Origin of the sequence: Nocardioides deserti, from assembly GCF_014266025.1 — a bacterium.
In the GTDB taxonomy this organism is placed as follows: domain Bacteria; phylum Actinomycetota; class Actinomycetes; order Propionibacteriales; family Nocardioidaceae; genus Nocardioides; species Nocardioides deserti.
Window position 1 is genome coordinate 1 of sequence record NZ_JACMYC010000016.1, and the last position, 25,233, is coordinate 25,233.

Genomic DNA, 25,233 nt, shown 5'->3' on the forward strand with positions numbered 1-25,233 from the left:
GAGCGCGAGGCACGGGCCAAGGCCGCCGAGCGCCGCGAGCGGCTGCTGCGCGAGGGCCGCGCGGCCGAGGCGGTCGGCACCGCCGTCGCGCACGTGCTCACCCGGCTGGAGACCTCGGTGGCCCGGGCCGCCGAGGCGCGCACCGCGGTGGAGCAGGCCCGCGCCGGCCGCGAGGAGCAGCTGCGCGAGGTGCGCACCCGGCTGCGCGACCTCGCCCGCGAGCACGACGAGCTGGTCAGCTCCGCGCACCGCGACGAGTTGGCCCGCGCGCAGCAGACGATGCGCATCGAGCAGCTCGAGCAGCGCGCGGTCGAGGAGCTCGGCCTGGCCCCGGACGCGCTGGTGGGGGAGTACGGCCCCGACGTGCCGGTCCCGGTCGCGCCGGCCCCGGACGCCGCCGAGGACGACCCGGCGCCCGAGCCGGTGCCGTACGTCCGCGCCGAGCAGGAGAAGCGGCTGCGCGCGGCCGAGCGGGCGCTGTCGATGCTCGGGCGGGTGAACCCGCTGGCGCTCGAGGAGTTCTCCGCGATGGAGGAGCGGCACCGGTTCCTCACCGAGCAGCTCGAGGACCTGCGCAAGACCCGCAAGGACCTCCTCGACATCGTCCGGGAGGTCGACACCCGCGTCGAGCAGGTCTTCACCGAGGCGTACGCCGACGTCGAGCGCGCCTTCGACGCGACCTTCGCGCGGCTCTTCCCCGGTGGCGAGGGGCGGCTCGTGCTCACCGACCCCGATCACATGCTGACCACCGGCATCGAGGTCGAGGCCCGGCCGGCCGGCAAGAAGGTCAAGCGGCTCTCGCTGCTCTCCGGTGGCGAGCGCTCGCTGGTGGCCGTGTGCTTCCTCGTGTCGCTGTTCAAGGCCCGGCCCTCGCCGTTCTACATCCTCGACGAGGTCGAGGCCGCCCTGGACGACACGAACCTCGGGCGCCTGCTCGAGATCTACGAGGAGCTGCGCGAGAGCTCGCAGCTGCTCGTCATCACCCACCAGAAGCGGACGATGGAGGTCGGGGACGCGTTGTACGGCGTGACGATGCGGGGGGACGGCGTCTCGGCCGTCATCAGCCAGCGGCTGCGAGAGCCGGAGCCGGCATGAGCGCCGACCGCACCCGGCCGACGCGGGCCGACTACGTCGCCTGGCGGACCATCACGACCCGGTGGCGCGACGACGACGCCTACGGCCACCTCAACAACGCGACGTACTACGAGATGTTCGACACCGCGGTGAACGCCCACCTCTACGAGGCGACCGGGCTCGACATCCGCAGGCTGCCGCAGATCGGGATCGTGGCCGAGACCGGCTGCCGCTACTTCCGCGAGCTCGGCTTCCCGGCGCCGATCGAGGCCGGCCTGGTCTGCGACAAGGTCGGCACGTCCTCGGTCGTCTACCGGATCGGGCTGTTCCAGGGGGAGTCCGAGGAGGCAGCGGCCGAGGGTCGGTTCGTGCACGTGTACGTCGACGACACCGACCCCGCGCGGCCGGTCACGCCGCTGCCCGACGTGATCCGCGCCGCTGTCACGCCCCTCCTGCGCTGACCGGTGCCTCGTCACTTGTGTCACAGGAGTATCACTGTGACGTGCTGACGATCTCCCTGGTGATGGTGCTCATCCTCGTCGTGGCGGGACTCGTGATGACCTTCGTCGCCTACCCGCACCGTGGTCAGCAGGTGCCGCAGGCCCCCTGGCTCGGCGCGGCGATGACCCGCGTCGCGGAGCGCGCGCCGTTGCTAGACCGCGAGCAGGACGAGGTGCCGGCGGGCCGCGGCCGCTGACCCACTCGCCCGTCCCCGGCGCTATTCGGGCGCCGCGGACCCGGATGGTTGGATGACGGCATGGACGCCCTCGCCATCTTGATCCTCGTCGTCGCGCTCGTCGGCCTCGGCCTCGTCGCGGCCGTCACCGGGCTCATCGTTGGTCGGCGCCGCGGCCCGAAGCCGCTGCCGAACACCCACACCGACGTCATCGTCAAGCCGCCCGCCGAGGCGGCCGAGGACGAGCCGCCGGTCGAGCTCAGCTCGCCGCCGGCGACGATCGAGCCGGAGACCGAGGTCCCCGAGGAGCTGCTCGAGGAGGCCCCGGCCCTCGAGCGCCCCGAGGGCACGGCGAGCCGCCTGGTGCGGCTGCGCCAGCGGCTGGCCGGCTCGCAGGGCGCGCTCGGTCGCGGCCTGCTCGCGCTGCTGAGCCGCGACCGGCTCGACGAGGACACGTGGGAGTCGATCGAGGACACCCTGCTCACCGCCGACATCGGGGTCGGGCCGACCCAGGAGCTCGTCGAGCGCCTGCGCACCCGGATGCGTGTCGAGGGGGGCACCGGCACGGACGCCCGCACGGTCCTGCGCGAGGAGCTGCTGGCGCTCGTCGACCCGTCGATGGACCGCCGCCTCCAGGTCAGCGGGGCCGACGGCCAGCCGGGCGTCGTCCTGGTGGTCGGCGTCAACGGCGCCGGCAAGACCACCACCGTCGGCAAGATCTCGCGCATCCTCGTCGCCGAGGACCACAGCGTCGTGCTCGGCGCAGCGGACACCTTCCGCGCCGCCGCCGTCGAGCAGCTCGCGACGTGGGGCGAGCGGGTCGGCGTCGAGGTCGTCCGCGGCCCGGAGGGCACCGACCCGGCGAGCGTCGCGTTCGAGGCCGTCAAGGAGGGCGTGACCCGCGGGGTCGACACCGTCATCGTCGACACCGCCGGCCGCCTGCAGAACAAGGCCGGCCTCATGGACGAGCTCGGCAAGGTCAAGCGGGTCATCGAGAAGCAGGCGCCGGTCACCGAGGTGCTGCTGGTCCTCGACGCGACCACCGGCCAGAACGGCATGATCCAGGCGCGCGTGTTCAGCGAGGTCGTCGACGTCACCGGCATCGTGCTGACCAAGCTCGACGGCTCGGCCAAGGGCGGCATCGTCGTCGCGGTCCAGCGCGAGCTCGGCGTACCGGTCAAGCTCGTCGGCCTCGGCGAGGGCGCCGACGACCTGGCGCCGTTCGACGCCGGCGCGTTCGTCGACGCGCTGCTGGGCTGACGCTGACCCTCCCTGCCGGGCTGGTCCTCCTGTCGGGCTGAGGGGCCGGGCGCCCAAACGCGACGCGCCCGGTCCGTAACCGGGACGCAACAAAACTCCAGGACTCGTTTCCTGCTCGCAACAGCCGACGGCGAGCGGTGAAATCTGGCGCCCCGAGTGTTCTCGGCAACGGGCGGACCCACACCGGACAGCGACGTCGAGCGCGCGTGGGCCGCCTCCCCGAGAGCAACTGGAGGTTTCGTGGACGGCTACTACGCGTTCATGCTGGTGGCGACAGCGTTCGTCCTGATGATGACCGTGCCCGCCCTGGCGCTGTTCTACGGCGGCATGTCGCGGTCGAAGTCCGTGCTGAACATGATGATGATGTCGTTCGTCGCCGCGGCGATCGTCGGCATCATCTACGTCGCGATCGGCTGGTCGATGGGCTTCAGCGGCGACGGCACGTTCTTCGCCAACCCGTTCGAGCTGTTCTGGCTCGACGGCGTCGAGACCGCCGACTACGTCTTCGTGATGTTCCAGATGACCTTCGCCGTCATCACCGCGGCCCTGATCAGCGGCGCGGTCGAGGGCCGGATGAAGTTCTCCGCCTGGGTCGTCTTCGTCCCGCTGTGGGCGGTCATCGTCTACTTCCCGATGGCCCACATGGTCTTCTCCTGCACCGACGACTCGCTCATCTGCGGCCGCATCGGTGCCCAGGACTACGCCGGCGGCACGGCCGTCCACATCAACGCCGGCATCGCGGCGCTCGTGCTCGTGCTTCTCCTCGGCAAGCGCCTCGGCTTCCCGAAGGAGAAGATGCGTCCGCACAACCTGACGCTGACCATGCTCGGCGCCGGCCTGCTGTGGATGGGCTGGTACGGCTTCAACGTCGGCTCGATCGTCTTCGGCGGGGAGAGCGAGGCGGCTGACACGGCCCAGTTCTTCTCCGAGACCGGCCGCACCTTCGCCAACACCACCCTGGCCACCATGGCCGCCATCCTCGGCTGGCTGGTCGTCGAGCGGCTGCTGCACAAGAAGGCCACCTCGCTCGGTGCCGCCTCGGGCATCGTCGCCGGCCTGGTCGCCATCACCCCGGCGGCCGGCGCGGTCGACATCGAGGGCGCCGTGGCGATCGGCCTGGTCGCCGGCGCGATCTGCGCCTGGGCCGTCGGCCTGAAGTACAAGCTCGGGTACGACGACTCGCTCGACGTGGTCGGCGTCCACCTGGTCGGCGGCATCGTCGGCACCGTCCTCATCGGGGTCTTCTCGACCGCCGACGGCGCCGGCGGCATCGACGGCCTCCTCTACGGTGGTGGGGTCGACTCGCTGGTCGACCAGGTCCTCGGTGTCCTCGTCGCGATCGTCTACGTCGGTGTCCTCACCACGATCATCGGCCTGGCCATCAAGTACACGATGGGCCTGCGCATCAGCGAGGACGACGAGGTCGAGGGCATCGACCTCGTGGCGCACGGCGAGTCGGCGTACGACCTGCACACCAGCAGCTTCGGCGGCGGGGCCGGCAAGTCCGGCGTCCTCGCGGCAGCGACCAAGAGCACGGAAGGAGCCAGCGCGTGAAGCTCGTGACCGCGGTCATCAAGCCGCACAAGTGGGAGGACGTCCGCGAGGCGCTCGAGACCTTCGGGGTGACCGGCATGACGGTCAGCGAGGTCAGCGGGTACGGACGGCAGAAGGGCCACACCGAGGTCTACCGCGGCGCGGAGTACGACATCGCGCTCGTGCCGAAGATCCGGATCGAGATCGTGGTCGACGACGGTGACGCCGACGACGTCGTCGGCATCGTCGTCAAGACCGCGCAGACCGGCCGGATCGGGGACGGCAAGGTCTGGGTGAGCCCCGTCGAGACGGTGGTGCGGGTCCGCACCGGCGACAAGGACGAAGCCGCCCTGTGAACCATCGACGGCCCGGCTCCCCCAGCGGGGGAGCCGGGCCGTCGCCGTTCGTCGGGCATGATCGGCGCGCCTCCTCGACCGGGGGAGCGTCGCGACAGGAGGAGCGCATGAAGCTGGCCACCGCGGACCCGGTGCGACGTCGACCAGGCCCTGAGCCGGCCCGCCCCGAGCCGGCCCGCAGCGTGACGACCCTTCCCAGGACGCCGTGACCGCCGCCGAACGCGCCGCCCGCACGGAGCAGGCCGACGCGCTCTGCCTCAAGGCCTACGACGGCGCCGGCGGGCACGAGACCGGGATGGCGCTGGTGGCCGTCGGTGGCTACGGCCGCTCCGAGCTGGCGCCCCACTCCGACCTCGACGTCGTCCTCATCCACGACGAGGGCGTCGACCCGGGCCAGGTCGCCGACCGGTTGTGGTACCCGTTGTGGGACTCCGGCGTGAAGGTCGACCACTCGGTGCGGGCGCTGTCGGAGATGGTGACGGCGGCCGAGGCCGACGTGAAGGTCGCCCTCGGCTCGCTCGACGTCCGCCACCTCGCCGGCGACCCCGGCCTGTCGCTGCGGCTGCGGACCACGATGCTGGCGCAGTGGCGCCGCGGCGCCCGCGAGCGGCTCCCGGTGGTCGAGCGGCTGGTGCGGGCGCGGCACGACCTGGTCGGCGAGCTCGCGCACGTGTCCGTCCCGGACCTGAAGGAGGCCGAGGGCGGGCTGCGCGACGCGACCGTGCTCCGCGCGCTGGTGGCGACCTGGCTGGTCGACGTGCCCCATGTCGAGCTGGAGCGGGTGCGGCTCGCGCTGCTCGACGTCCGCGACCTGGTGCAGGAGGTGGCCGGCCGGCCGAGCGACCGGGTCACCCCCGAGATGTGGGCGGAGCTGGCGACCCGCCTGGAGACCGGCGACGCCCGCGCCGCCCAGGTGCACGTGCGCGAGCTCGGCCGCCGGATCACCCACCTGTCCCGGCTGACCTGGCGCCGCGTGGACGACTACCTCGCCCGGCCGGCCGCTGTCGGCGCCCGCCGACCCGCACTGACCCCGATCGCCCCCGGCGTCGCCCTGGCCGGCGACGAGGTCGTGCTCGACCGTGGCGCCCGGCCGGCCGAGGACCCCGTGCTCCTCCTGCGCGCCGCCGCCGAGGCCGCGGAGCGCGACGTCGTGCTGGCCCCGCCCACGGCGGCGCGGCTGGCGCGCGAGTGCGCCCCGCTGCCCGACCCCTGGCCGGCGGAGGCGCGCCGGCTGCTGGTGCGGTTGCTCGCCTCCGGGCGCGGCCTCGTCGACACCTGGGACACGCTCGAGGAGACCGGAGCGCTCGGTGCGGTCCTGCCCGAGTGGGAGCGGATCCGGCTGCTGCCGCACGCCTCGGCCATCCACCGCTTCACCGTCGACCGCCACGTCGTCGAGACCTGTGTCGAGGCGTCCGCGCTCATCCGGACCGTGGCGCGCCCCGACGTCCTGATGGTCGCCGCGCTGCTGCACGACATCGGCAAGGGCAGCCTGACCGAGCACAGCGTCGCCGGCGAGCCGATCGCCCGCGACATCGCTCGTCGGATGGGCTTCGACGCCGTGGCGGTGGAGCTGGTGGGCACGCTCGTGCGCTGGCACCTGCTGCTCGCCGAGACGGCCACCACCCGCGACCCCGACGACCCCGCGACCGTCGAGCTGGTCACCTCCCGGGTCGGCTCCGCCGAGGCGCTCTCGCTGCTGACCGCGCTCACCGAGGCCGACGCGAAGGCCGCCTCGCCCAAGGCGTGGTCCTCCTGGCGGGCCGGGCTCGTGCTCGACCTGGCCCGGCGGACGCGCACGGCCCTGGACACCGGCTCCGCGCCGGCGCCGGTGGTGCCCGAGGAGGTGCCGGTGCCCGAGGAGGTACGCCGCGGCGAGGTGTCGTTCGCGGTCGAGGAGCTCGCCGACGGGGCGAGGGTCACCGTGCTGGCACCCGACCGGGTGGGCCTGCTCGCCGACCTGGCCGGAGTGCTCGCGCTCCAGCGGCTGCCCGTCCGCGCGGCCCGTGCCTGGGCCCAGGACCAGCACGCCGTCGCCGTCTTCGAGGTCGCCGCGCAGGGGCTCGACCCGACCGTCCTCCGCACGCGGTACGACGCCGTCCGCTCCGGCGCGGTCGACCCGACCGCCCGCCTGCGACCGGCCGACCCCGACGTGCTGGCTCCGACCGTCGCCGTACGCCCCGAGGCCTCGGCGCAGTCGACCGTGCTCGAGGTGCGCGCCACCGACCGGCCCGGCGTCGTGCACCTGGTCTGCGCCGCGCTGGCCCGGCTCGGCGTCGCCGTCCGCTCGGCGCACGTCGACACCCTGGGCCCCCAGGCGGTCGACGTGTTCTACGTCCAGGAGGCCGACGCCGGCCCGCTGCCCGACAGCCGCGCTGCCGAGGCAGCCCACGCCGTCCGCGCCGCGCTCTCGGGGGAGTAGGTCGGGCGGAGGGCGCGGGTCGGCGGCCCGGTCCGCGGGCGTCGACGATCGTTCAATTGCGCGGAAATGGACCGTCCCACGGGCTCCGGGGCGCTGAAGCGGCGCAATTGCGCGATTGTCGTCCCGGCCCGGAAGACTCGAACCGGCTCAGCAGCAGCGCGACTGGGGGTTGTGCTCGCGCAGGTCGGTGCGGTGCCGCTCGTACTCCCGGCGCGTCATCGGCTCGACGCCGTCGCGCCCGCAGCGGGCGAGGTAGGCCTCCCAGCGGGACTCGCCGGTGACCTCCTTGAGGTACCACCGGACGCCGTCGACGGCGCGGCGCACCCGCACCGCCGGCCCGGCGCTCATCGCCGGCCCCCGACCGGCTCGGCGCCGCGGGACTCCTCCCAGGCGCGCATCGCCTCCTTCTCCTCGGCGGTGGCGAAGAAGTCGGCGGGCGCGACGACCTGCGAGGGGGTGTGCGGCACCTCGGTGGTCGGCAGCCCGCCGGCCCGGGCCGCGCGGACCCAGATGACGACGGCGTTCGCGACGATCACGATGACGAGCAGCGCGAACGCCGCCTGGAGCACGCCGTTGAGCGTCGAGTTGAAGACGACCTGGTCCATCTGGCCGGCGTCGGCGGCCGGGGCGAGCACGTCGCCCGCGTCGCGCGCCTCGCGGTAGCGGTCGGCCTGGGCGAAGTAGCCGATCGCCGGGTTGTCGGAGAAGACCTTCTGCCAGCTCGCGGTCATCGTGACGATGAGGTCCCAGGCGAGCGGGATGCCCGGCACCCAGGCCCAGCGCAGCTTGTCGTGCTTGATGAGGAGCGTGACGCACAGGGTCAGCGCGATGGCGGCCAGCAGCTGGTTGGCGATGCCGAACAGCGGGAAGAGCTGGTTGATCCCGCCGAGCGGGTCGGTGACGCCGACGTACAGCATCGAGCCCCAGGCGCCGACGACGACGGCGCTGGCGATCCAGGTCCCGACCGTCCACGAGGTGTCGCCGAAGCGCTTCCAGACGTTGCCGACGGTGTCCTGGAGCATGAACCGGCCGACGCGGGTGCCGGCGTCGACGGCGGTGAGGATGAACAGCGCCTCGAACATGATCGCGAAGTGGTACCAGAACGCCTGGAGCCCGCCGCCGAACGCCTCGGAGAAGACCTGCGAGAGCCCGAACGCCAGCGTGGGCGCGCCGCCCGTGCGGGAGATCAGCGACTCCTCCTCGACCGCGGCGGCCGCTGCCGCGAGCTGGTCGGGGGTGATCGTGAAGCCGAGGTTCGCCACGAACTCCGCGGCGCTCTCGACCGTGCCGCCGGTGGCGCCGGCCGGCGCGTTCATCGAGTAGTAGAGCCCCTGGTCGATGACGACCGCCGCGATGAGTGCGCTGATGGCCACGAAGGACTCCATCAGCATGCCGCCGTAGCCGATCATCCGGACCTGGCTCTCCTTGGCCAGCAGCTTCGGCGTTGTGCCCGAGGCGATCAGGGCGTGGAAGCCGGAGAGCGCGCCGCACGCGATCGTGATGAACACGAACGGGAAGACCTTGCCGGCGAAGACCGGACCGTCGCCGTCGGTGGCGAACGACGTCACGGCGTCGGCTTGGATCGTCGGCGCGGCGATGACCAGGCCGACGGCCAGCAGCGCGATCACGCCGACCTTCATGAACGTCGAGAGGTAGTCGCGCGGGGTCAGCAGCATCCACACCGGCAGCACCGAGGCGATGAAGCCGTACGCCACCAGGCAGAGGGTCAGCGTCTCCTTCGACAGCGTGAGGTCGTCGGCGAGCGCCGAGCCGTCGATCCAGCCGCCGGCGACGATCGCGAGCAGCAGCAGGACCACGCCGATCGCGGTCACCTCGAGCACCCGGCCGGGGCGCAGGTAGCGCAGGTAGAAGCCCATGAACAGGGCGATCGGGATGGTCAGCCCGATCGAGAAGACGCCCCACGGCGACTCCGCGAGCGCGTTGACGACCACCAGCGCCAGCACCGCCAGGATGATGATCATGATCGCGAAGACCGCGATCAGCGCCGCGATGCCGCCCACGACGCCGATCTCCTCGCGGACCATCTGGCCCAGGCTCTTGCCGTCCCGGCGGACCGAGAAGAACAGGACGACCATGTCCTGCACGGCGCCGGCCAGGATGACGCCGACGATGATCCAGATCGTGCCGGGCAGGTAGCCCATCTGCGCGGCGAGGACCGGCCCGACGAGCGGTCCGGCGCCGGCGATCGCGGCGAAGTGGTGGCCGAAGAGCACCCGGCGGTCGGTCACCTCGAAGTCGACGCCGTTGTCCAGCCGCTCCGCCGGCGTGGCTCGGGTGTCGTCGACCTCGAGCACCCGGCGCGCGATGAACCGCGAGTAGAAGCGGTAGGCGATGGCATAGGAGCTCAGCGCCGCGAACAACATCCACAGCGCCGAGACGTCCTCGCCGCGGGAGAGGGCGAGCACCGCCCAGCAGACCGCCCCGACGAGCGCGACCGCGCCCCAGATCAGCAGGGAACGTACGCCGGGGCGTGGCGGCGGGCCCGCCGGCTGTGCCGGCTGCGGGGAGGCGTCGGTGGTCGTGCTCATGGTGGTGCTCCTGTTCCGAGTGGCTGCGCTCACCTGCGGGCTCACCTTCGCATGCCGAGCGGGCGGTGGGTAGCCACGTGGCCCGGTTACGATTTGGCAGTCCGACCACCCGTCGTACCCGTCACCGATCGTCAGGATTCACGTGTTCGCCACCCTCTCCGACCGGCTCGCCGACACCTTCAAGAACCTCCGCGGCAAGGGCCGGCTCTCCGAGGCCGACATCGACGCCACCGCCCGCGAGATCAGGATCGCCCTGCTCGAGGCGGACGTCGCGCTGCCGGTCGTCAAGGAGTTCGTGGCCGCCGTCAAGGAGCGCGCCCGCGGCGAGGAGGTCAGCCAGGCGCTGAACCCCGCCCAGCAGATCGTCAAGATCGTCAACGAGGAGCTCGTCGCCATCCTCGGCGGGGAGACCCGGCGGCTGCGGTACGCCAAGACCGGCCCGACGGTCATCATGCTCGCCGGCCTCCAGGGTGCCGGCAAGACGACGCTGGCCGCCAAGCTCGCGCTCTGGCTCAAGGAGCAGGGCAAGACGCCGATGCTCGTCGCCTGCGACCTGCAGCGGCCCAACGCCGTCCGGCAGCTCGAGGTCAACGGCGAGCGGGTCGGCGTACCCGTCTTCGCCCCCGAGCCCGGCAACGGCGTCGGCGACCCCGTCTCCGTCGCTCGCGCGTCCATCGAGGAGGCCAAGCGCCGCCTGCACGACGTCGTCATCGTCGACACCGCCGGCCGCCTCGGCGTCGACGCCGAGCTGATGCAGCAGGCGTCCGACATCCGCGACGCCGTCACGCCCGACGAGGTGCTCTTCGTCGTTGACGCGATGATCGGCCAGGACGCGGTCTCGACCGCGCAGGCCTTCCTCGACGGCGTCGGGTACGACGGTGTCGTCCTCACCAAGCTCGACGGCGACGCCCGCGGTGGCGCGGCGCTGTCCATCGCCTCCATCACCGGCAAGCCGGTCATGTTCGCCTCCAACGGCGAGAAGATGACCGACTTCGACCTCTTCCACCCCGACCGCATGGCCTCGCGCATCCTCGACATGGGCGACGTCATGACCCTGATCGAGCAGGCCGAGAAGGCCTTCGACTCCGAGCAGGCCATGAAGGCCGCCGCCAAGCTCAGCGGCCAGGGCGGCGAGTTCACCCTCGACGACTTCCTCGAGCAGATGCAGCAGGTCCGCAAGCTCGGCTCGATGTCGAAGATCATGGGGATGCTGCCCGGGATGGGCCAGTTCCGCGAGCAGCTCGAGAACTTCGACGAGCGCGAGATCGACCGGATCCAGGCGATCATCCAGTCGATGACCCCCGCCGAGCGGGCGAACCCCAAGATCATCGACGGCTCGCGCCGCGCCCGCATCGCCAAGGGCTCCGGCCGCCAGGTCTCCGACGTCAACCAGCTCGTCGACCGCTTCTTCGAGGCGCGGAAGATGATGATGCAGATGGCCCGCGGCGGCGGTTTCCCCGGCATGCCGGGCATGCCTGGGATGCCTGGCGCCGGCGGCCCGAAGAAGGGCAAGGCCAAGCCGCAGCAGAAGAAGGGCAAGGGGGCCAAGCGCTCCGGCAACCCCGCCAAGGCCGCCCAGCAGGCCGCCGCGGAAAAGGAGAAGGCGGCCGCGGCTCCGGCCAACCCGTTCGGGATGCCCGGCGGCGAGGACGTGGACTACGAGAAGGCTGCCGCCGCGCTGGACCTGCCGAAGGACTTCAGCAAGTTCCTCAAGTGAGCACCACGCTCGTCGTCGACGGCGCCAACGTCGTGGGGAGTCGGCCGGACGGGTGGTGGAAGGACCGGGCGGGGGCGGCGCGGCGGCTGCACGAGCGGCTGCTGGTCGCCGACGTCCCGCAGGACGAGGTGGTGCTCGTGCTGGAGGGAGCGGCCAAGGGTGGGGTGCGGGCCGGGCGCGATGCGCACGTGCGGACCGTGCACGCGAAGGGCGTCGGCGACGAGACCATCGTCGCGGAGGCTCGCGCCGCGGTGCAGCGCGGCAGCCGGGTCACGGTGGTGACGGCCGACCGGATGCTGCAGGCGCGGGTGCAGGGAGTCGGCGCGCTGGCGGTCGGTCCGTCGTGGCTGCTGGACCTGACCGGCTGACCGGGACCGCTAGCGTCGGGCCATGGCTGCGCTGAAGTTCTCCGGACCGGTCCTGCCCGACGGCCAGAGCCGCGACCTGTACGTCGTGGACGGGACGGTCACCTACGAGCCGCAGGCCGGGGCCGACACGGTCGCGCGCGGCTGGATCCTGCCTGGGCTCGTCGACGCCCACAACCACCTCGGGCTGGAGGACCACGGCGCCGTCGACGAGTCCGAGATCGAGGCCCAGGCGCTGGCCGACCGCGACGCGGGCGCACTGCTGCTGCGCGACTGCGGGTCGCCGGCCGACACGCGCTGGGTCGAGCAGCGCGAGGACCTGCCGCGGCTGGTGCGGGCCGGTCGGCACGTCGCCCGCACGAAGCGGTACATCCGGAACTACGCGCACGAGGTCGAGCCGGCCGACCTGGCGCCGTACCTCGCCCGGGAGGCCCGCGGCAGCGACGGCTGGGTGAAGGTCGTCGGCGACTGGATATCCCGCGACGCGGGCGACCTCGCGCCGTCGTTCCCCGCGGAGGCCTTCGCCGAGGCGATCGCCGCCGCGCAGGCGGAGGGCGCGAAGGTGACCGCGCACTGCTTCGGCCGCGACGTGCTCCAGGGGCTGCTCGACGCCGGCATCGACTGCATCGAGCACGGCACCGGCCTCTCGCTCGACCAGCTCGACCAGATGGCCGCCCGCGGGGTGGCGCTGGTGCCGACGGTGATGCAGACGGCCAAGTTCCCGACCTTCGCCGAGCAGGGCCGCGAGAAGTTCCCGGCGTACGCCGCGACCATGGAGGACCTCTTCGCCCGTCGGCGCGAGGTGCTGATGTCGGCACACGAGGCCGGCGTGCCGATGTACGTCGGCAGCGACGGCGGCGGCGCGCAGCGCCACGGCTGGCTGGCCGGCGAGGTCCAGGCGATGGTCGAGCTCGGCCTGCCCGCCGCCGACGTCGTGGCCGCCGCCTCCTGGCGGGGCCGCGACTGGCTCGGGTTCGACGGGCTGGCGGAGGGCGCGAGCGCCGACCTCGTCGTCTACGACCGTGACCCGGTGGCGGACCCGACCGCGCTGTGGGAGCCGGTCTGCGTCGTGCTGCGCGGCCGGGTCGTCGGCGCGGCGCCGGCCTAGGAGACCTTGACCAGATCGCCGCAGACGTAGTCGCCGGGGGAGACCTGCTTCCAGCGGCCGCCGCCGAGCTGGATGAACCGCACACAGTCCCCGCTCCGCTTGGACCCGACCTGCTGCGGCGAGTGCAGTCCGTTGCCCGTCCAGTCCGACACCTTGCGGAGCGCCGCGACCAGCGAGGCGCGCGCAAGCCTCCCGCCGAGCCGGTTGGCCTGCTCGACGAAGAGCCGGGTGGCCGACCACGCGTACGCGCCGTAGATCGTCGCGACCGCGCCCGGCCGGACCTGCTCGAGCCAGGAGCGGTAGAGCGCGACCTCCTCGTTGCGCAGGTCGTCGAGCAGCGCGGTCGTCGTGTAGACGAGCGTGCCCTCGCCGGCCGCACCCGCCTCCTGCACGTAGGTGTCGTCGTAGATGGTCTGGTCCTGGATGAACGCCTTCGGCTCGTAGCCCTGCTGCTGCATCGCCTGCTGCATGCGGATCGTGTGCTGGTAGGGGCCGACGTAGGTGACCAGCTCGATGCCGCGGTTCTTCAGCTCCTGGACGTAGGGGGCGTAGTTGAACTCCGCCACGTCGATGGCCTGGACGTAGTCGACGCCGAGCCCGCCCTTCCTCCACGCCTCGGCCAGCCGTTTGGAGGCGAGCGGGACGGTGCCGACGTTGATGTAGAGCACGCCGACCTTGTCGGCGGCGGCGCCGTAGGCCTTCCGCAGGTACTGAGGGACCGCCGCCGGCTGCAGGGTCGGGGTCACCGCCGCGGTGCCGAAGCAGGTGGAGCACTCGAAGACCTGCTGGGAGACCGAGAGCGCGTGCAGGTCGGGCAGGCCGCACTCCTCCGCGGTCGCTGCCCCGCCGTCGTCGAAGACCGACATGGAGCCGATCGCCGCGAACGCCTCGTCGCACGCCTTGGTGTAGGCGACCTGGTTGGCCGCGGAGTCCGCGCGACTGTCGAGAGCGAGCACGTCGAGCTTGCGGCCGCAGATGTCGGAGGTGGCGTTGAAGTACGCCGCGAACGCGCGCGCGCCGTCCTGGGCGGCCTGGAACACCCCCGGGACCGGGCCGGAGATGTCGGAGACGTTGGCGAGGGTGATCGTCTGGTCGGTCACGCCGGTGGTGTTGGCGAAGCCGTCGCAGCTGCCCTGCTGGCCCGGGTCGGCGGCCGGGGGAGCGTCGCCCCCGGACGAGCCTCCGGACGAGCCACCGGCGCTGCCGGGCCCGGCGGAGCCCGTGCTCCCGGTCGTCGAGCCGCCGGCGACGCCGCCAGCCGAGCCGGCCGTCGCACCGGTGCCGGTCCCGCCCGCGTCGTCGCCGCCGTCGGCGACCGCCGGGTCGCTCCCGCCGAGGTCCGGCGCCGCACCCGGGACGAGGGCCCCGGCGCTCGCCACCCGGGCGACCGTGTCCGGTGCGACCTGCGAGCCGCAGCCCGCCAGCGTCAGCGCGAGCGCCGCCCCGAGCACGGCCGCTGCCGTCCGTGCTCCTGCCGTGGTCACCCCATGTCTCGCCACCTTCGGCACGGTAGACCCGGACGTGACCTGTGTCACTACTTACCTGCGCGGGTGCCGATAAATGTCGGGGGCCGACCAGTGGTGTGGCCGCTCAGTCGCGTGGCCGGCCGGCCGCCCAACGGACGGCGGTCACGATGAGCACGACCAGTCCGGTCAGGCCGAGCGCCAGCGGCACGCCGATCGTGAGGGCGATCGAGCCGAGGAACCCGCCGAGGTCGGGCGCCGGCCCGACCTGGACGTCCGGTGTGGCCCCCGGGCTGGTGCAGGTCACGTCCAGCTCGCCCGAGCCGGGGTCGAAGCGCCGGGCCGCGAACCAGTCGCCGTCGCCGTCGGACTTCTCGAAGGTCCCGGTCACCGGCCCCAGCGGTACCTCGCTGCCCGGCGCGGCGCCGTCGCCCGTGCCAGAGCCCGTGCCAGAGCCCGTGCCGATCCCCGTGTCGACGACCTCGCACGAGACCGGCACGCCGGCGGGGAACCACAGCACGCGGTCGCCGCCGGTCCCGACCGCCACCGGGTGGGCGGTGCCGTCGGCGGGGACGGTCGCATCGGTCTTCATGAAGGACGAGAGCGTCCACACCAGCAGGCCGACGCCCGCCGCGACCGCCCCGAGCAGCAGTGCGCCGCCCAGGGCGAACCACCAGCCGCTCGGCCGCGGACGGCGAGGATCCGGGCCGGCCGGACCCGCCGGCCCGGCGGCGTACGGTGGAGGAGGCGGCGGCGCCGGAGGGGTGGTCATGGGGCGACCATGCCCGATTTCGCCGCCCGCGCGCCGGTCTGGCAGACTTCCCCGCTGAGTCCTGCGCGCCCGGACCCTCTCACCCGGGCCCGCGAGACCCATCCGAGGAGCCCGACCCGGTCCCCACCTGGTGGCGGTGCGCCTCACCACACACGACATCCTGAGGAGACACCACAGCTGTGGCCGTCAAGATCCGTTTGAAGCGCCTGGGCAAGGTCCGGGTGCCGCAGTACCGCATCGTCGTCGTCGACTCGCGCAAGAAGCGCGACGGTCGCGTCCTCGAGGAGATCGGCAAGTACCACCCCAAGGAGGACCCCTCGTACATCGAGGTCGTCTCCGAGCGGGCGCAGTACTGGCTGGGCGTCGGCGCGCAGCCGACCGAGCCCGTCGCGGCGATCCTCAAGGTGACCGGCGACTGGCAGAAGTTCAAGGGTGAGCCGGGCGCCGAGGGCACCCTGCGCCACGCCGAGCCCAAGCGCGACAAGCTCGAGATCTTCAACGAGGCCCTCAAGGAGGCCCAGAGCGAGCCCCGCGGTGACGCCGTCACCAAGAAGGCCGCCAAGAAGACCGAGGCCGCCGAGTCCGAGTCCGCCGCGGCCCCCGAGGCCAACGTGACCCCCGCGGTCGAGACCCCCGAGGGTGCGACCGAGGAGGCCGAGGCGATCGAGACCGCCGAGACCAAGTCGGACGCCGACCCCGAGCGTCCTGACGCGGACAAGCAGGCCTGAGCCCGATGCTGGCCGACGCGCTCGAGCACCTGGTCCGCGGCGTCGTGGACAACCCCGACGACGTGGTCGTCCGGGACAAGCAGCTGCGCCGCGGCTCCGTCCTGGAGGTCCGGGTGCACCCCGACGACCTCGGCAAGGTGATCGGTCGCGGCGGACGCACCGCGTCGGCGTTCCGCACCGTCGTCTCGGCCCTGGCCGGGCGCGAGGGTGCGCGGATCGACTTCGTCGACGTCGACCGGCGCTGACCGGCGCGACTGCGTCAGCAGGCATTGGACGGGTGCCGCTCCCTGCGGGGAGCGGCACCCGTTCGCATTTCACGAGTGCACCGAGGAGAGCAGCAGTGGAGACGATCGAGCTGGTCGTGGGGCGCATCGGCAAGCCGCACGGCCTCCGCGGCGAGGTCACGGTCGACGTGCGGACCGACGAGCCGGAGCGGCGGTACGCCGTGGGCTCGCGGCTGCGCGCCGAGCCGCCGCAGGGCTCCGCGTCGCCGCTGCGGGCGCTGACGGTCGCGAGCTCGCGCTGGCACCAGACCACGCTGCTGGTCGCGTTCGAGGAGATCGGTGACCGCAACGCCGCGGAGGCGGCACGCGGCATCGTGCTCCACGCGACCGTCCCGGTCGACGAGACCCCGGCCGACCCCGACGAGTACTACGACCACCAGCTGGTCGGCCTGGCGGCGTACGACCTCGAGGGGGCGGAGCTCGGCACCGTCACCGGGCTCGTCCACGGCGGCGCGCAGGACCTGCTGGCGATCCGCACGCCGGACGGTCGCGACACGCTGGTGCCGTTCGTCAAGGCGCTCGTGCCCGAGGTCGACCTCGAGGCGGGCCGCGTCGTCGTCGCCGACCGGCCCGGACTGGTCACGCCGCTGCCCGAGGACGCGTGAGCCGGCCGTGCGGCTGGACTACCTGACGATCTTCCCCGACTACCTCGCGCCGCTGCAGCTGTCGCTGCCCGGCAAGGCGGTGGCCTCGGGACTGCTCGACGTGCACGTGCACGACCTGCGGCAGTGGACGCACGACCGGCACCGCACGGTCGACGACACGCCGTACGGCGGCGGCGCCGGGATGGTGCTGAAGCCCGAGCCGTTCGGCGAGGCCTTCGACGACCTGTTCGCCGGGGGAGGCCTCGAGGGAGCGACGGTCGTGGTGACGACGCCGTCGGGGGAGCCGTTCACCCAGGAGCTCGCGCGCGAGCTAGCCACGCGCGAGCGGCTGGTCTTCGCGTGCGGGCGCTACGAGGGCATCGACCAGCGCGTGCTCGACCACGCGCGCACGCTGATCGAGGTCCGGGAGGTGTCGATCGGCGACTACGTCCTCAACGGGGGAGAGGTCGCGGCGCTCGCCATCACCGAGGCGGTCGTGCGGCTGCTGCCGGGCTTCATGGGCAACGCCGCCTCCCTCGTCGAGGAGTCGCACGAGGGTGGCCTGCTCGAGCACCCCGTCTACACCAAGCCCGCGTCCTGGCGCGGCCACGACGTCCCGCCGGTGCTGCTCTCCGGCGACCACGGCGCGATCGCGGCCTGGCGCCACGAGCAGGCGGTACGCCGCACGGCCGAGCGCCGCCCCGACCTCGCCCACCCCTCGCAGGTGCTGGACGGGGTCGAGGTGCGGCTCGCGCAGCCGGCCGACGCGCCCGAGCTGTTCGTGCTCCAGCGCGCCAGCTGGGTCTCCGAGCAGCACGACAACCCCGGGCTGCGGGTCCCCGCGCTGCACGAGACCTACGACGAGCTCGTCGACTGGCTGGCCCGCGACCACGTGCTCGTCGCGCGGGCCGGCGGGCGGCTCGTCGGCGCGGTGCGCGGGTCGCTGGCCGACGACGGCACCACGTGGCACGTCGGGCGGCTGATGGTCGCGCCCGACCTCGGCGGCCGCGGGCTCGGCCGGCGGTTGCTGGAGGCGGCCGAGGCTGCGGCGCCGGCCGGCGTGGCGGCGTACGAGCTGTTCACCGGGGCGGGCAGCGCGCGCAACCAGCGGATCTACAAGAAGGCCGGCTACCGGCACGCCGGAGAGCTCGAGCCCGGCGTCGTACGGATGGTCAAGCGGGCCGGACGGCGCTGAACGGTCCCGGGAAGATTTCTGGCCGCTGAGCCCGCTGTGGCAGACTGACCCACCGGCCCAGTCGGCCGAAGGACCGCTCCGAGGAACGCACGGAGGGTCTGCGTCGGGCTCCTGCCACAGGGGGAGTCCTGCGCCGCCGGCCACCAGCACTGTGCCACCCGCACCGTACCTTTCGATCACCGCGGCTGACCTGTGGCACTCGCGAGGAGCAGTCATGACCAACAACCTGGTGGCCGAGATCGGCAACAGCCTCAAGCGCGACGACGTCCCGGCGTTCCGCGCCGGCGACACCGTCAAGGTCCACGTCAAGGTCGTCGAGGGCAACCGGTCCCGCGTCCAGATCTTCCAGGGCGTCGTCATCCGCGTCCAGGGCGCCGGCATCGGCCGCACCTTCACCGTCCGCAAGGTCTCCTTCGGCGTCGGCGTCGAGCGCACCTTCCCGCTCAACAGCCCGATCTTCGAGCAGATCGAGGTCGTCACCCGCGGTGACGTCCGCCGGGCGAAGCTGTACTACCTGCGCAACCTCCGCGGCAAGGCCGCCAAGATCAAGGAGCGCCGCGACTCCTGAGCGCTGACCAGATTCTGGGGCAGGACACCTCCTCCCTAGACTCTGCGCGTGACCACCGAAGACCGCGACCTCGATCCCGCCGACGACACCGTCGGCACACCGGACGGGTCGCGGTCTTCGTCGTCTCCGGTCGCCTCCGGGGGCGTCGAGGACGACGGGAAGAAGAAGCGCAAGCACCTGCCGGTGTGGCAGGAGACGATCCTGCTGCTCGGCATCGCGCTCGTCCTGGCGGTGGTCATCAAGGCGCTGTTCGTCCAGGCGTTCTACATCCCCTCGGAGTCGATGGAGCCCGGGCTCGTCAAGGACGACCGGATCCTCGTGCAGAAGGTCTCCTACTGGTTCGGCGGCGAGCCGCAGCGCGGTGACGTCGTGGTCTTCGAGGACCCGGGCAGCTGGCTCAGCAGCGCCGAGCAGGGGGAGCCGTCGAACGGCCTCACCTCGCTGATGGCCAAGATCGGGCTCTACCCGACCGGTGGCCACCTCGTGAAGCGCGTCGTCGGCGTCGCCGGCGACACCATCACCTGCTGCGACAAGCAGGGTCGGATCTCGGTCAACGGCAAGGCGTTGAACGAGGAGGCCTACGTCAAGCAGGAGAAGGGCATCGACTGCCGCGGGCCGATGACCGGCAACTGCAGCTGGTCGGCCGGGCCGGTGCCCGAGGGGCAGCTGTTCGTCATGGGCGACAACCGCGGGCACTCCGCGGACTCCAGCGCCCACCTCTGCCTGCCCGAGCAGGAGACCGACTGCACCAAGAACCCCTACGTGCCCGTCGACTCCGTCGTCGGCAAGGTGTTCGTGCTGCTCTGGCCGACCGACCGATTCGACTGGGTGGGGCGTCCCGACGCGTTCGCGGACGTGCCCGACCCGTCCTGACCTCCCGGGAACCCGTGTCCGTCCTCCCACGTGGCTCGACCGTCCGGCGTGACGCCGGGATCTACGGCTACGAGCGCGCCCTCCGCCGCCACGGCATCGAGCCGATCGCCGGCGTCGACGAGGCCGGCCGCGGCGCCTGCGCCGGCCCGCTGGTCGCCGGCGCCTGCATCCTGCCGTCCGGCAAGTCCGGGATCGTCCCCGGTCTCGCCGACAGCAAGCTGCTGACCGAGAAGGCCCGCGAGCGCTGCTACGACCAGGTGGTACGCCGCGCCGTCGCCTGGTCGGTCGTCGTCGTCCCGCACGACGAGTGCGACCGGCTCGGCATGCACGTCGCGAACGTCGAGGCGCTGCGCCGGGCCGTCGCCCTGCTCGACGTCCCACCCGCCTACGTGCTGACCGACGGGTTCCCCGTGGACGGCCTGGGCGTGCCCGGGCTCGCGGTCTGGAAGGGGGACCGGGTCGCCGCCTGCATCGCCGCGGCCTCGGTGCTCGCGAAGGTCACCCGCGACCGCATCATGCGCGAGATGGACGCCGACTGGCCGGCGTACGACTTCAAGACGCACAAGGGCTACATCACCGACACCCACGCCGCCGCCCTGCTCCAGCACGGGCCCTCGCCGGTGCACCGGATGCGCTTCGTCAACGTCCGCCGGGCGGCCGGTCTCGAGCCCGCGGCCGACGTGCACAATGAGGTCGCGGACGTCGCCGAGGCCGTCGAGGACGCCGCCGCCCTGGAGGGGATGTCATGAGCGCGGAGGACCTCGAGAAGTACGAGGCCGAGATGGAGCTGACGCTCTACCGGGAGTACCGCGACGTCGTCGGCATCTTCAAGTACGTCGTCGAGACCGACCGCCGCTTCTACCTGTGCAACCAGGTCGACGTGAAGGCCCGCACCGAGGCCGGCGACGTCTTCTTCGAGGTCTCCATGTCCGACGCGTGGGTCTGGGACATGTACCGTCCCGCCCGCTTCGCCAAGAACGTCAAGGTGCTCACGTTCAAGGACGTGAACGTCGAGGAGCTCCAACCTTCGGACATCGATCCGCCGAAGACATAGCCCGAACGGGCTATTTCGCCCCACAACGCTAAGCATCGGTCCTATGGTCGTCCGCGGGGGAGGACGGTCGTGGGGGCCGTCGCCGACGAGCGTGTTCAGGGGTGGGTCGTGGCTGGTCGCAGGACGCTCGCGCGGCGTGGCGACCGTGGTGCGGCCGCTGTGGAGTTCGCGCTCGTGGTCACTCCGCTGCTGATCATCGTCTTCGGCATCATCAGCTACGGCTACATGCTCAGTTTCCGCCAGGCCATCAGTCAGGCTGCTGCCGAAGGCGCCCGGGCCGGTGCCGTGCTCGTCTATCCCGACGCGGGTGACGTGGAGGATGCCGCAGTAGCGCGGATGAACGAGGCGCTTAGTAGTTACGGCGTCACCTGCAGCGGCGTCGCGCCGGATTCCGCCCTCACCCGTGACGGGGCGCCTGCGGGTACCTGCTCCATCGAGGTCGACGCGTGTGCGGGCGACTCAAGCAAGCAGTGCATCACTGCGACAGTCGCCTACGAGTACCGTGACCACTCGCTCCTGCCAACGGTGCCCGGCATGGGTGTCGTTCTGCCCGAGACGCTTAGGTACAGCGCGGTGGCAGAGGTCAGTTGATGGCGCGAGCAGACGAACGTGGTGCGATCGCGCCGATGGTCGCCGTCCTGAGCGTTGTGCTTCTCATCTTTGCGGCTTTCGCTGTGGACCTGGGCATGCAACGGGTTGCGCGCCGGGACATGCAAGCGTTGGCAGATCTGGTGGCGCTGGACCTAGCCCGCCAGCTGGACGGCCGGAGGTTGAGCGAGATCAACGCGCAGACCCCCAGCCTGCAAGCCCTCGCAAACAGAACGCTAGCGCGCAACGGAGACACGGTGGGCTCGGCTCCGGTCGTGGGAGACATCAAACTGGGCCACCTCGTCGACGGACAGTTCGTTCAGCAGGCGAACCCGGATTCGATCCCCACGGCGGTCGAAGTGTCCGCCGCGACGGAGGTGAACTTCGCCTTTGTCTCTGGTTCCGGAGGGACCAGCCGGTCCGCAGTTGCCGAATCCGTCGCGGGTGCGTGTTTCAGCATTGGTTCGTACGCGGCCCGCCTGAAGGCGGGGGAGTCCCCACTGTTGGGACCCCTGCTCGGTTCCATCGCCACCCAGCTCGAGCTCGATGTCCTCGACTACGACAAACTCGCGGACGCTCACGTGACCCTTGCCGGGCTCCTGAGCTCGACCCTCGGCGTCGGTACCTTCGAAGAACTCCTCGAAGGTGACCAAGCGGTCCAACTGGGGAACTTCTACCTAGCAGTGCTGAATGTCCTCAAGAAGGAATCACCGACCAGCGCGGCGGTAGGAGTCCTGGAGTCACTGCAGGCCGAGGTCGGAGCGCTCAACCTGTGGGTACCTGTCGCCGATCTTTTGAGGGTCGGAACTGGTGGCGCTGCAGGACTGGATGCAACGCTGAACGTCTTCGACCTCCTGACCGCCGCTGCGTTCGCTGCGAACGGCGAGACTGCTCTATCGCTCTCCGAGCTCGGTATCGACCTTGGTCCGATCCTGGACGTGGACGTCTCCGCGCATGTGACACAGAGGCCGCTGATGGGGTGCGGGAAGAAGGGTGCCACACAGGCAGAGACATCGCAGGTCTCGCTGGATCTCGACGCTAGTGCGCTCGACATCGACCTGGGTTTCCTGATGTCGACGGAGCTCTCGCTCTCCGGCCAGGTCAAGCTCGCTATCGCTACGGGCAGCCTGTCGGATGTTCGTTGCGACCCGAAGGGCATCACCGTCGACGTCGAAGGCGGTTTGCTCGAAGTCGATCTCGAGCTCGAAGTCGTGGTTCGCACTGCCGGTATCAAGGTCTTGGCTGGCCCAGTGCGATTCACGGGAACCCCACCCGACTTGGGTGAGGCCGTCGTGGAAATCGTCGACGACGATTACAGCCGACCTGCGCATGTCGGCGCTGGCTCCAGCGGTTTGCCATGGCTCGAGCCCGACACGTCAGCTCTCAAGCTGCTCTACCTGCCGATCGGCAAGGGACTGTCCTGGGTTCTCGACCCACTCGTCGAGGTCGTCGTCAACCCTCTGCTGCAGGGGCTGGACGCTGCACTTCTCCGTCCGCTGTCGCAGTCGCTCGGTCTTTCTCTCTCGGGTGCCGACGTGTACGCACGCCCGACGCCGGCCTGTGGGTTCCCCGTCCTGCGCGGATGAGCAGGCGTGGCTCCACCCGCGTCGTCGGTCCCTGCCGCCACGAGGGGCCGACCGGTCAGACCTGGTAGTCCCGTCGGGCTATCGAAGCCGAAATCGCAGGTAAAGATCCATACGCTCCTCTCCTCAGACCATCGGGGGTCGCAGGAGGGAGCACGGGTTGACCGGCCGTCGGCACAGGGAGCGCCGCGGCAAGGAGGGGGGAGCGGCCGCAGTCGAGTTCGCGCTCGTCCTGCCGCTCTTGCTGCTGCTCGTCTTCGGGATCATCCAGTACGGGTTGTACTTCTGGGCGCTGCAGGGTGGCGCCGACGCCGCACGGCATGCCGCACGGGTGTCTGCCGTCGGTGGTTCGATCACCTGTGCGCACCTGGCAAGCGAGGTCGGCCCGAAGTTGGACGGGTTCTCCAGCGGCGCTCCGACCATCGAGCGCTCCTACCTGGATGCGGAGGGGAACACCGCTGCTGCGGTGGAGGTGGGTGACCGGGTCGAGATCAGTGTGACGTTCCCCAGCATCGACCTGAACCTGCCGTTCGTGCCCTTCGTCAACGGCGGCTTGGTCGAGCAGACGGTCCAAGCGCGTGTCGACCATGTCCCGTCCGTCCCGGAGGCGTGCTCGTGAGGGACGGACGGCCGGGTCGACGGCGCAGGGACGAGGGTGGCGCGGTCGCGGTCATGGTCTCGGTGCTCGCTCTGGTGCTCATCGTGGTAGCGGCGCTGGCGGTGGACCTCGGCAATGCCTGGGCGCGGGGTCGCATCGTCCAGAAGCAGGCCGACGTCAGTGCGGTCGGCGCAGGGAGCCTGTTGCCGATGTCGATCTCAGACGCGCGCACGGACAACGAGCCGGAGGACGTGGCCGCCCGGGCTGCTGCGCTGCTCAACGGGAACACTGCCTCCGGACAGCCCGTCGTCGACGCTGACGACCTCCTCGACGGAGCGAGGGAGAACGGCGAGATCGTCTTCCAGAACGCGAGTGGCGTGCCGTGCACGGACAACTGCGTGCGGATGGAGCTGGTCGCTCCCGCGGCCGAGGTCGACTTCGGTCTCGCCGGAGCCGTCGCCTCCGGAGTGGCCGTGTCTCGGAGCGCCACGGTCGAGGTCTTCTCCGAGCTGCCGCCGAAGGAGAAGGTGATCCCGCTCTGGGTGCCCTCCGGTTGCGGCTACGGGCCGATCGACGGCGACACCACGCAAGGAGGGAGCGCGACCGCCGCCACGACCTCGGCGACCTCTTCGCCCACCGCGTCGCCGACAGCCGGCTCGACGCAGCAGCCGAGTCCCACCGCGACGGCGTCAGCCGCTGCGGAGGCCATCACGCCGCGCGGTGACCACGTCCTGACCGGCCCAGCCATCATCTCGGTGCCGGCTGGGACGACGGCTCCCATCGAGGGCTACGCCATCGGGAACTTGGCGAACAACCTGCAGAAGGCGAGCATCCGGCTCGTCGCTCCCGACGGCTCTCGCTTCATCGACTACGCCACCTCCACCGACGTGCCGAAGCAGTCGATGACCGTGCCGACGTTCGACGTCGGCACGGAGGTCACGAGCACGCCGGGAGCGTGGCACGCCTACGCGATGGTCCAGGCGAACGGAAGCGGCAAGGCGCTGGTGTACAGCTCGACCGACCTCATCGTCGACGTCACGGGCACGCCGCCCCCGAGCGCCCCTGCGTCGACAGACACCGCACCGAGTGCCCAGACCACCGCGACCACGACGGCCGTGCCGGTGGGTTGCGCAGGGCAGGACCGAGGCAACTTCGGTCAGCTGGACAGTCCGCGCCAGGACGGCGGCGCAGGCAACAACAGCCGGTTGTCCTGGAACGCGGCCTTCGGTCTCGACCACGTGCTGATGCCCTTCGACACCACGGCGTACGAGCCGCAGAAGGAGTGCGCCCGAGCGAACGGCTCTGACCCGATCCCGGGGTCCCAGCTCGACGAGGTGTCGATGGACGGCAACAACTGCATCAAGGGCGACACCGGTAACGACGGTCCGGGCCTGTACAAAGGCTTCATCGACGGCGTCGACAACCGGCCAGGACGCCTCGACGTGCGGCGCGGCGGCTCCAACTGCACGGGGGACACGCGGATCGTCGGCGGCCGGACGATCAACGACGATAGGCTGGACTGCTTCCTGCGTTCGGGCGCAACGCTGGACCAGATCGCGCAAGCGACAGGTGTCGACGACTCGATGCTCGACGCCTCGGTCAAGGACTCCCCGAGGTTCGTGTGGCTGCCGATGGTCCTAGCGACGGATCGTGCCCAGAAGGGCTATCAGCCGATCATCGACTACGTCCCTGCTTTCCTGACCGACCAGACGCAGACCGCGGGTCCGACCGAGGACAACGGACTCCAGATCAACGGGAACTCGTTGAAGGCGATCCGGTTCTTCGCCTTCAACAAGGCAGCGCTGCCCATCGGTGAGCGTGCGCCGTCGACGGACTACAGCTCGGCGCTGGCGCGTCCGATCGTGCGCCTGGTCGGCTGATCGGCC

25 protein-coding genes and 2 pseudogenes are annotated in these 25,233 nt (G+C 71.6%); 23 read left to right on the plus strand and 4 right to left on the minus strand.

Annotation, left to right across the window (positions count from 1 at the left end):
- From H7344_RS17410 to H7344_RS17440, 7 genes and pseudogenes are all read left to right on the plus strand, one after another.
- A pseudogene (locus H7344_RS17410) lies at positions 1-1,095 on the plus strand (AAA family ATPase); the annotation flags it as partial.
- Positions 1,092-1,535: an acyl-CoA thioesterase gene (locus tag H7344_RS17415; protein WP_186347270.1), complete on the plus strand. Its 444-nt coding sequence runs from the start codon at positions 1,092-1,094 to the stop codon at positions 1,533-1,535. The pseudogene H7344_RS17410 and the gene H7344_RS17415, both read left to right, overlap by 4 nt.
- 41 nt (positions 1,536-1,576) lie before the next feature.
- The gene (locus H7344_RS17420) at positions 1,577-1,771 is read left to right on the plus strand and encodes a hypothetical protein (RefSeq protein WP_186347271.1); all 195 of its coding nucleotides are present in this window, start codon (positions 1,577-1,579) and stop codon (positions 1,769-1,771) included.
- A gap of 60 nt (positions 1,772-1,831) precedes the next feature.
- Positions 1,832-3,010 (plus strand): signal recognition particle-docking protein FtsY, encoded by a 1,179-nt coding sequence (ftsY, locus tag H7344_RS17425; RefSeq protein WP_186347272.1) that lies wholly within the window; start codon positions 1,832-1,834, stop codon positions 3,008-3,010.
- Between the two features lie 240 nt (positions 3,011-3,250).
- Positions 3,251-4,564, plus strand: a complete 1,314-nt coding sequence (locus tag H7344_RS17430; protein ID WP_229706861.1) for an ammonium transporter — start codon at positions 3,251-3,253, stop codon at positions 4,562-4,564.
- Positions 4,561-4,899, plus strand: coding sequence for a P-II family nitrogen regulator (locus H7344_RS17435; protein ID WP_166190015.1), 339 nt, complete (start codon positions 4,561-4,563; stop codon positions 4,897-4,899). Before H7344_RS17430 ends, H7344_RS17435 begins: the two co-directional genes overlap by 4 nt.
- Positions 4,900-5,104: 205 nt before the next feature.
- Positions 5,105-7,318 (plus strand): [protein-PII] uridylyltransferase, encoded by a 2,214-nt coding sequence (locus H7344_RS17440; RefSeq protein ID WP_186347273.1) that lies wholly within the window; start codon positions 5,105-5,107, stop codon positions 7,316-7,318.
- A 147-nt stretch (positions 7,319-7,465) separates the two neighbouring features.
- On the opposite strand, the gene H7344_RS17445 is transcribed toward H7344_RS17440, so the two are convergent.
- Positions 7,466-7,666, minus strand: coding sequence for a YbdD/YjiX family protein (locus H7344_RS17445; RefSeq protein ID WP_186347274.1), 201 nt, complete (start codon positions 7,664-7,666; stop codon positions 7,466-7,468).
- Positions 7,663-9,867: a carbon starvation CstA family protein gene (locus H7344_RS17450; protein WP_186347275.1), complete on the minus strand. Its 2,205-nt coding sequence runs from the start codon at positions 9,865-9,867 to the stop codon at positions 7,663-7,665. Before H7344_RS17450 ends, H7344_RS17445 begins: the two co-directional genes overlap by 4 nt.
- 142 nt (positions 9,868-10,009) lie before the next feature.
- Between H7344_RS17450 and ffh the strand changes: the two genes are divergently transcribed.
- From ffh to H7344_RS17465, 3 genes are read left to right on the plus strand one after another with little or no spacing between them, the layout of a single operon-like run.
- Positions 10,010-11,584, plus strand: a complete 1,575-nt coding sequence (gene ffh, locus H7344_RS17455) for a signal recognition particle protein (RefSeq protein WP_186347276.1) — start codon at positions 10,010-10,012, stop codon at positions 11,582-11,584.
- Positions 11,581-11,952, plus strand: a complete 372-nt coding sequence (locus H7344_RS17460) for an NYN domain-containing protein (protein ID WP_186347277.1) — start codon at positions 11,581-11,583, stop codon at positions 11,950-11,952. The genes ffh and H7344_RS17460 overlap by 4 nt, the downstream gene beginning before the upstream one ends.
- 22 nt (positions 11,953-11,974) lie before the next feature.
- Positions 11,975-13,057: an amidohydrolase family protein gene (locus H7344_RS17465; protein WP_186347278.1), complete on the plus strand. Its 1,083-nt coding sequence runs from the start codon at positions 11,975-11,977 to the stop codon at positions 13,055-13,057.
- Here the strand turns inward: H7344_RS17465 and H7344_RS17470 are convergent.
- Together H7344_RS17470 and H7344_RS17475 are read right to left on the minus strand one after the other, a co-directional pair.
- Positions 13,054-14,541, minus strand: a complete 1,488-nt coding sequence (locus H7344_RS17470; protein ID WP_186347279.1) for an ABC transporter substrate-binding protein — start codon at positions 14,539-14,541, stop codon at positions 13,054-13,056. The genes H7344_RS17465 and H7344_RS17470 overlap by 4 nt on opposite strands.
- Before the next feature lie 106 nt (positions 14,542-14,647).
- Positions 14,648-15,292, minus strand: coding sequence for a hypothetical protein (locus H7344_RS17475; RefSeq protein ID WP_186347280.1), 645 nt, complete (start codon positions 15,290-15,292; stop codon positions 14,648-14,650).
- A gap of 179 nt (positions 15,293-15,471) precedes the next feature.
- Between H7344_RS17475 and rpsP the strand changes: the two genes are divergently transcribed.
- The 13 genes and pseudogenes from rpsP (at position 15,472) to H7344_RS17535 (ending at position 25,227) form a co-directional block, all read left to right on the plus strand.
- Complete coding sequence (gene rpsP / locus H7344_RS17480) at positions 15,472-16,020, plus strand: 30S ribosomal protein S16 (RefSeq protein WP_186347281.1); 549 nt, start codon at positions 15,472-15,474, stop codon at positions 16,018-16,020.
- Positions 16,021-16,025: 5 nt separating this feature from the next.
- Positions 16,026-16,265 carry an RNA-binding protein gene (locus H7344_RS17485; protein WP_166190033.1) on the plus strand — a complete coding sequence of 80 codons (240 nt, stop codon included), beginning with the start codon at positions 16,026-16,028 and terminating at the stop codon, positions 16,263-16,265.
- 95 nt (positions 16,266-16,360) lie between these two features.
- A complete protein-coding gene (rimM, locus tag H7344_RS17490) occupies positions 16,361-16,909 on the plus strand; it encodes a ribosome maturation factor RimM (RefSeq protein ID WP_229706860.1) in 549 nt (182 codons plus the stop codon).
- Positions 16,910-16,916: 7 nt separating this feature from the next.
- Positions 16,917-17,597 (plus strand): annotated as a pseudogene (trmD, locus tag H7344_RS20895) (tRNA (guanosine(37)-N1)-methyltransferase TrmD); the annotation flags it as partial.
- Positions 17,598-17,669: 72 nt separating this feature from the next.
- Positions 17,670-18,083, plus strand: coding sequence for a GNAT family N-acetyltransferase (locus H7344_RS20900; protein WP_313960340.1), 414 nt, complete (start codon positions 17,670-17,672; stop codon positions 18,081-18,083).
- A 214-nt stretch (positions 18,084-18,297) separates the two neighbouring features.
- Positions 18,298-18,651, plus strand: a complete 354-nt coding sequence (gene rplS / locus H7344_RS17500) for a 50S ribosomal protein L19 (RefSeq protein ID WP_186347283.1) — start codon at positions 18,298-18,300, stop codon at positions 18,649-18,651.
- A 48-nt stretch (positions 18,652-18,699) separates the two neighbouring features.
- Positions 18,700-19,524 carry a signal peptidase I gene (gene lepB / locus H7344_RS17505; RefSeq protein WP_186347284.1) on the plus strand — a complete coding sequence of 275 codons (825 nt, stop codon included), beginning with the start codon at positions 18,700-18,702 and terminating at the stop codon, positions 19,522-19,524.
- 14 nt (positions 19,525-19,538) lie between these two features.
- Positions 19,539-20,273: a ribonuclease HII gene (locus H7344_RS17510; RefSeq protein WP_186347285.1), complete on the plus strand. Its 735-nt coding sequence runs from the start codon at positions 19,539-19,541 to the stop codon at positions 20,271-20,273.
- Positions 20,270-20,578, plus strand: a complete 309-nt coding sequence (locus H7344_RS17515; RefSeq protein WP_186347286.1) for a DUF2469 domain-containing protein — start codon at positions 20,270-20,272, stop codon at positions 20,576-20,578. Before H7344_RS17510 ends, H7344_RS17515 begins: the two co-directional genes overlap by 4 nt.
- Positions 20,579-20,737: 159 nt before the next feature.
- A complete protein-coding gene (locus tag H7344_RS17520) occupies positions 20,738-21,169 on the plus strand; it encodes a TadE family protein (protein WP_186347287.1) in 432 nt (143 codons plus the stop codon).
- Positions 21,169-22,752 (plus strand): pilus assembly protein TadG-related protein, encoded by a 1,584-nt coding sequence (locus H7344_RS17525; protein WP_229706859.1) that lies wholly within the window; start codon positions 21,169-21,171, stop codon positions 22,750-22,752. The genes H7344_RS17520 and H7344_RS17525 overlap by 1 nt, the downstream gene beginning before the upstream one ends.
- A gap of 157 nt (positions 22,753-22,909) precedes the next feature.
- A complete protein-coding gene (locus H7344_RS17530) occupies positions 22,910-23,368 on the plus strand; it encodes a TadE/TadG family type IV pilus assembly protein (protein WP_186347289.1) in 459 nt (152 codons plus the stop codon).
- A 53-nt stretch (positions 23,369-23,421) separates the two neighbouring features.
- A complete protein-coding gene (locus H7344_RS17535) occupies positions 23,422-25,227 on the plus strand; it encodes a hypothetical protein (RefSeq protein ID WP_186347290.1) in 1,806 nt (601 codons plus the stop codon).
- The last annotated feature ends 6 nt before the right edge of the window (positions 25,228-25,233 follow it).

Bases quoted from the DNA above. Each gene is read 5' to 3' on its own strand.
- H7344_RS17515 (WP_186347286.1), top strand. From the start codon at position 20,270: ATGAGCGCGGAGGACCTCGAGAAGTACGAGGCCGAGATGGAGCTGACG.
- rplS (WP_186347283.1), top strand. From the start codon at position 18,298: ATGACCAACAACCTGGTGGCCGAGATCGGCAACAGCCTCAAGCGCGAC.
- H7344_RS17485 (WP_166190033.1), top strand. From the start codon at position 16,026: ATGCTGGCCGACGCGCTCGAGCACCTGGTCCGCGGCGTCGTGGACAAC.
- H7344_RS17535 (WP_186347290.1), top strand. From the start codon at position 23,422: ATGGTCTCGGTGCTCGCTCTGGTGCTCATCGTGGTAGCGGCGCTGGCG.
- H7344_RS17475 (WP_186347280.1), bottom strand. From the start codon at position 15,292: ATGACCACCCCTCCGGCGCCGCCGCCTCCTCCACCGTACGCCGCCGGG.
- H7344_RS17415 (WP_186347270.1), top strand. From the start codon at position 1,092: ATGAGCGCCGACCGCACCCGGCCGACGCGGGCCGACTACGTCGCCTGG.
- H7344_RS17450 (WP_186347275.1), bottom strand. From the start codon at position 9,867: ATGAGCACGACCACCGACGCCTCCCCGCAGCCGGCACAGCCGGCGGGC.
- H7344_RS17465 (WP_186347278.1), top strand. From the start codon at position 11,975: ATGGCTGCGCTGAAGTTCTCCGGACCGGTCCTGCCCGACGGCCAGAGC.
- ftsY (WP_186347272.1), top strand. From the start codon at position 1,832: ATGGACGCCCTCGCCATCTTGATCCTCGTCGTCGCGCTCGTCGGCCTC.
- H7344_RS17445 (WP_186347274.1), bottom strand. From the start codon at position 7,666: ATGAGCGCCGGGCCGGCGGTGCGGGTGCGCCGCGCCGTCGACGGCGTC.
- H7344_RS17525 (WP_229706859.1), top strand. From the start codon at position 21,169: ATGGCGCGAGCAGACGAACGTGGTGCGATCGCGCCGATGGTCGCCGTC.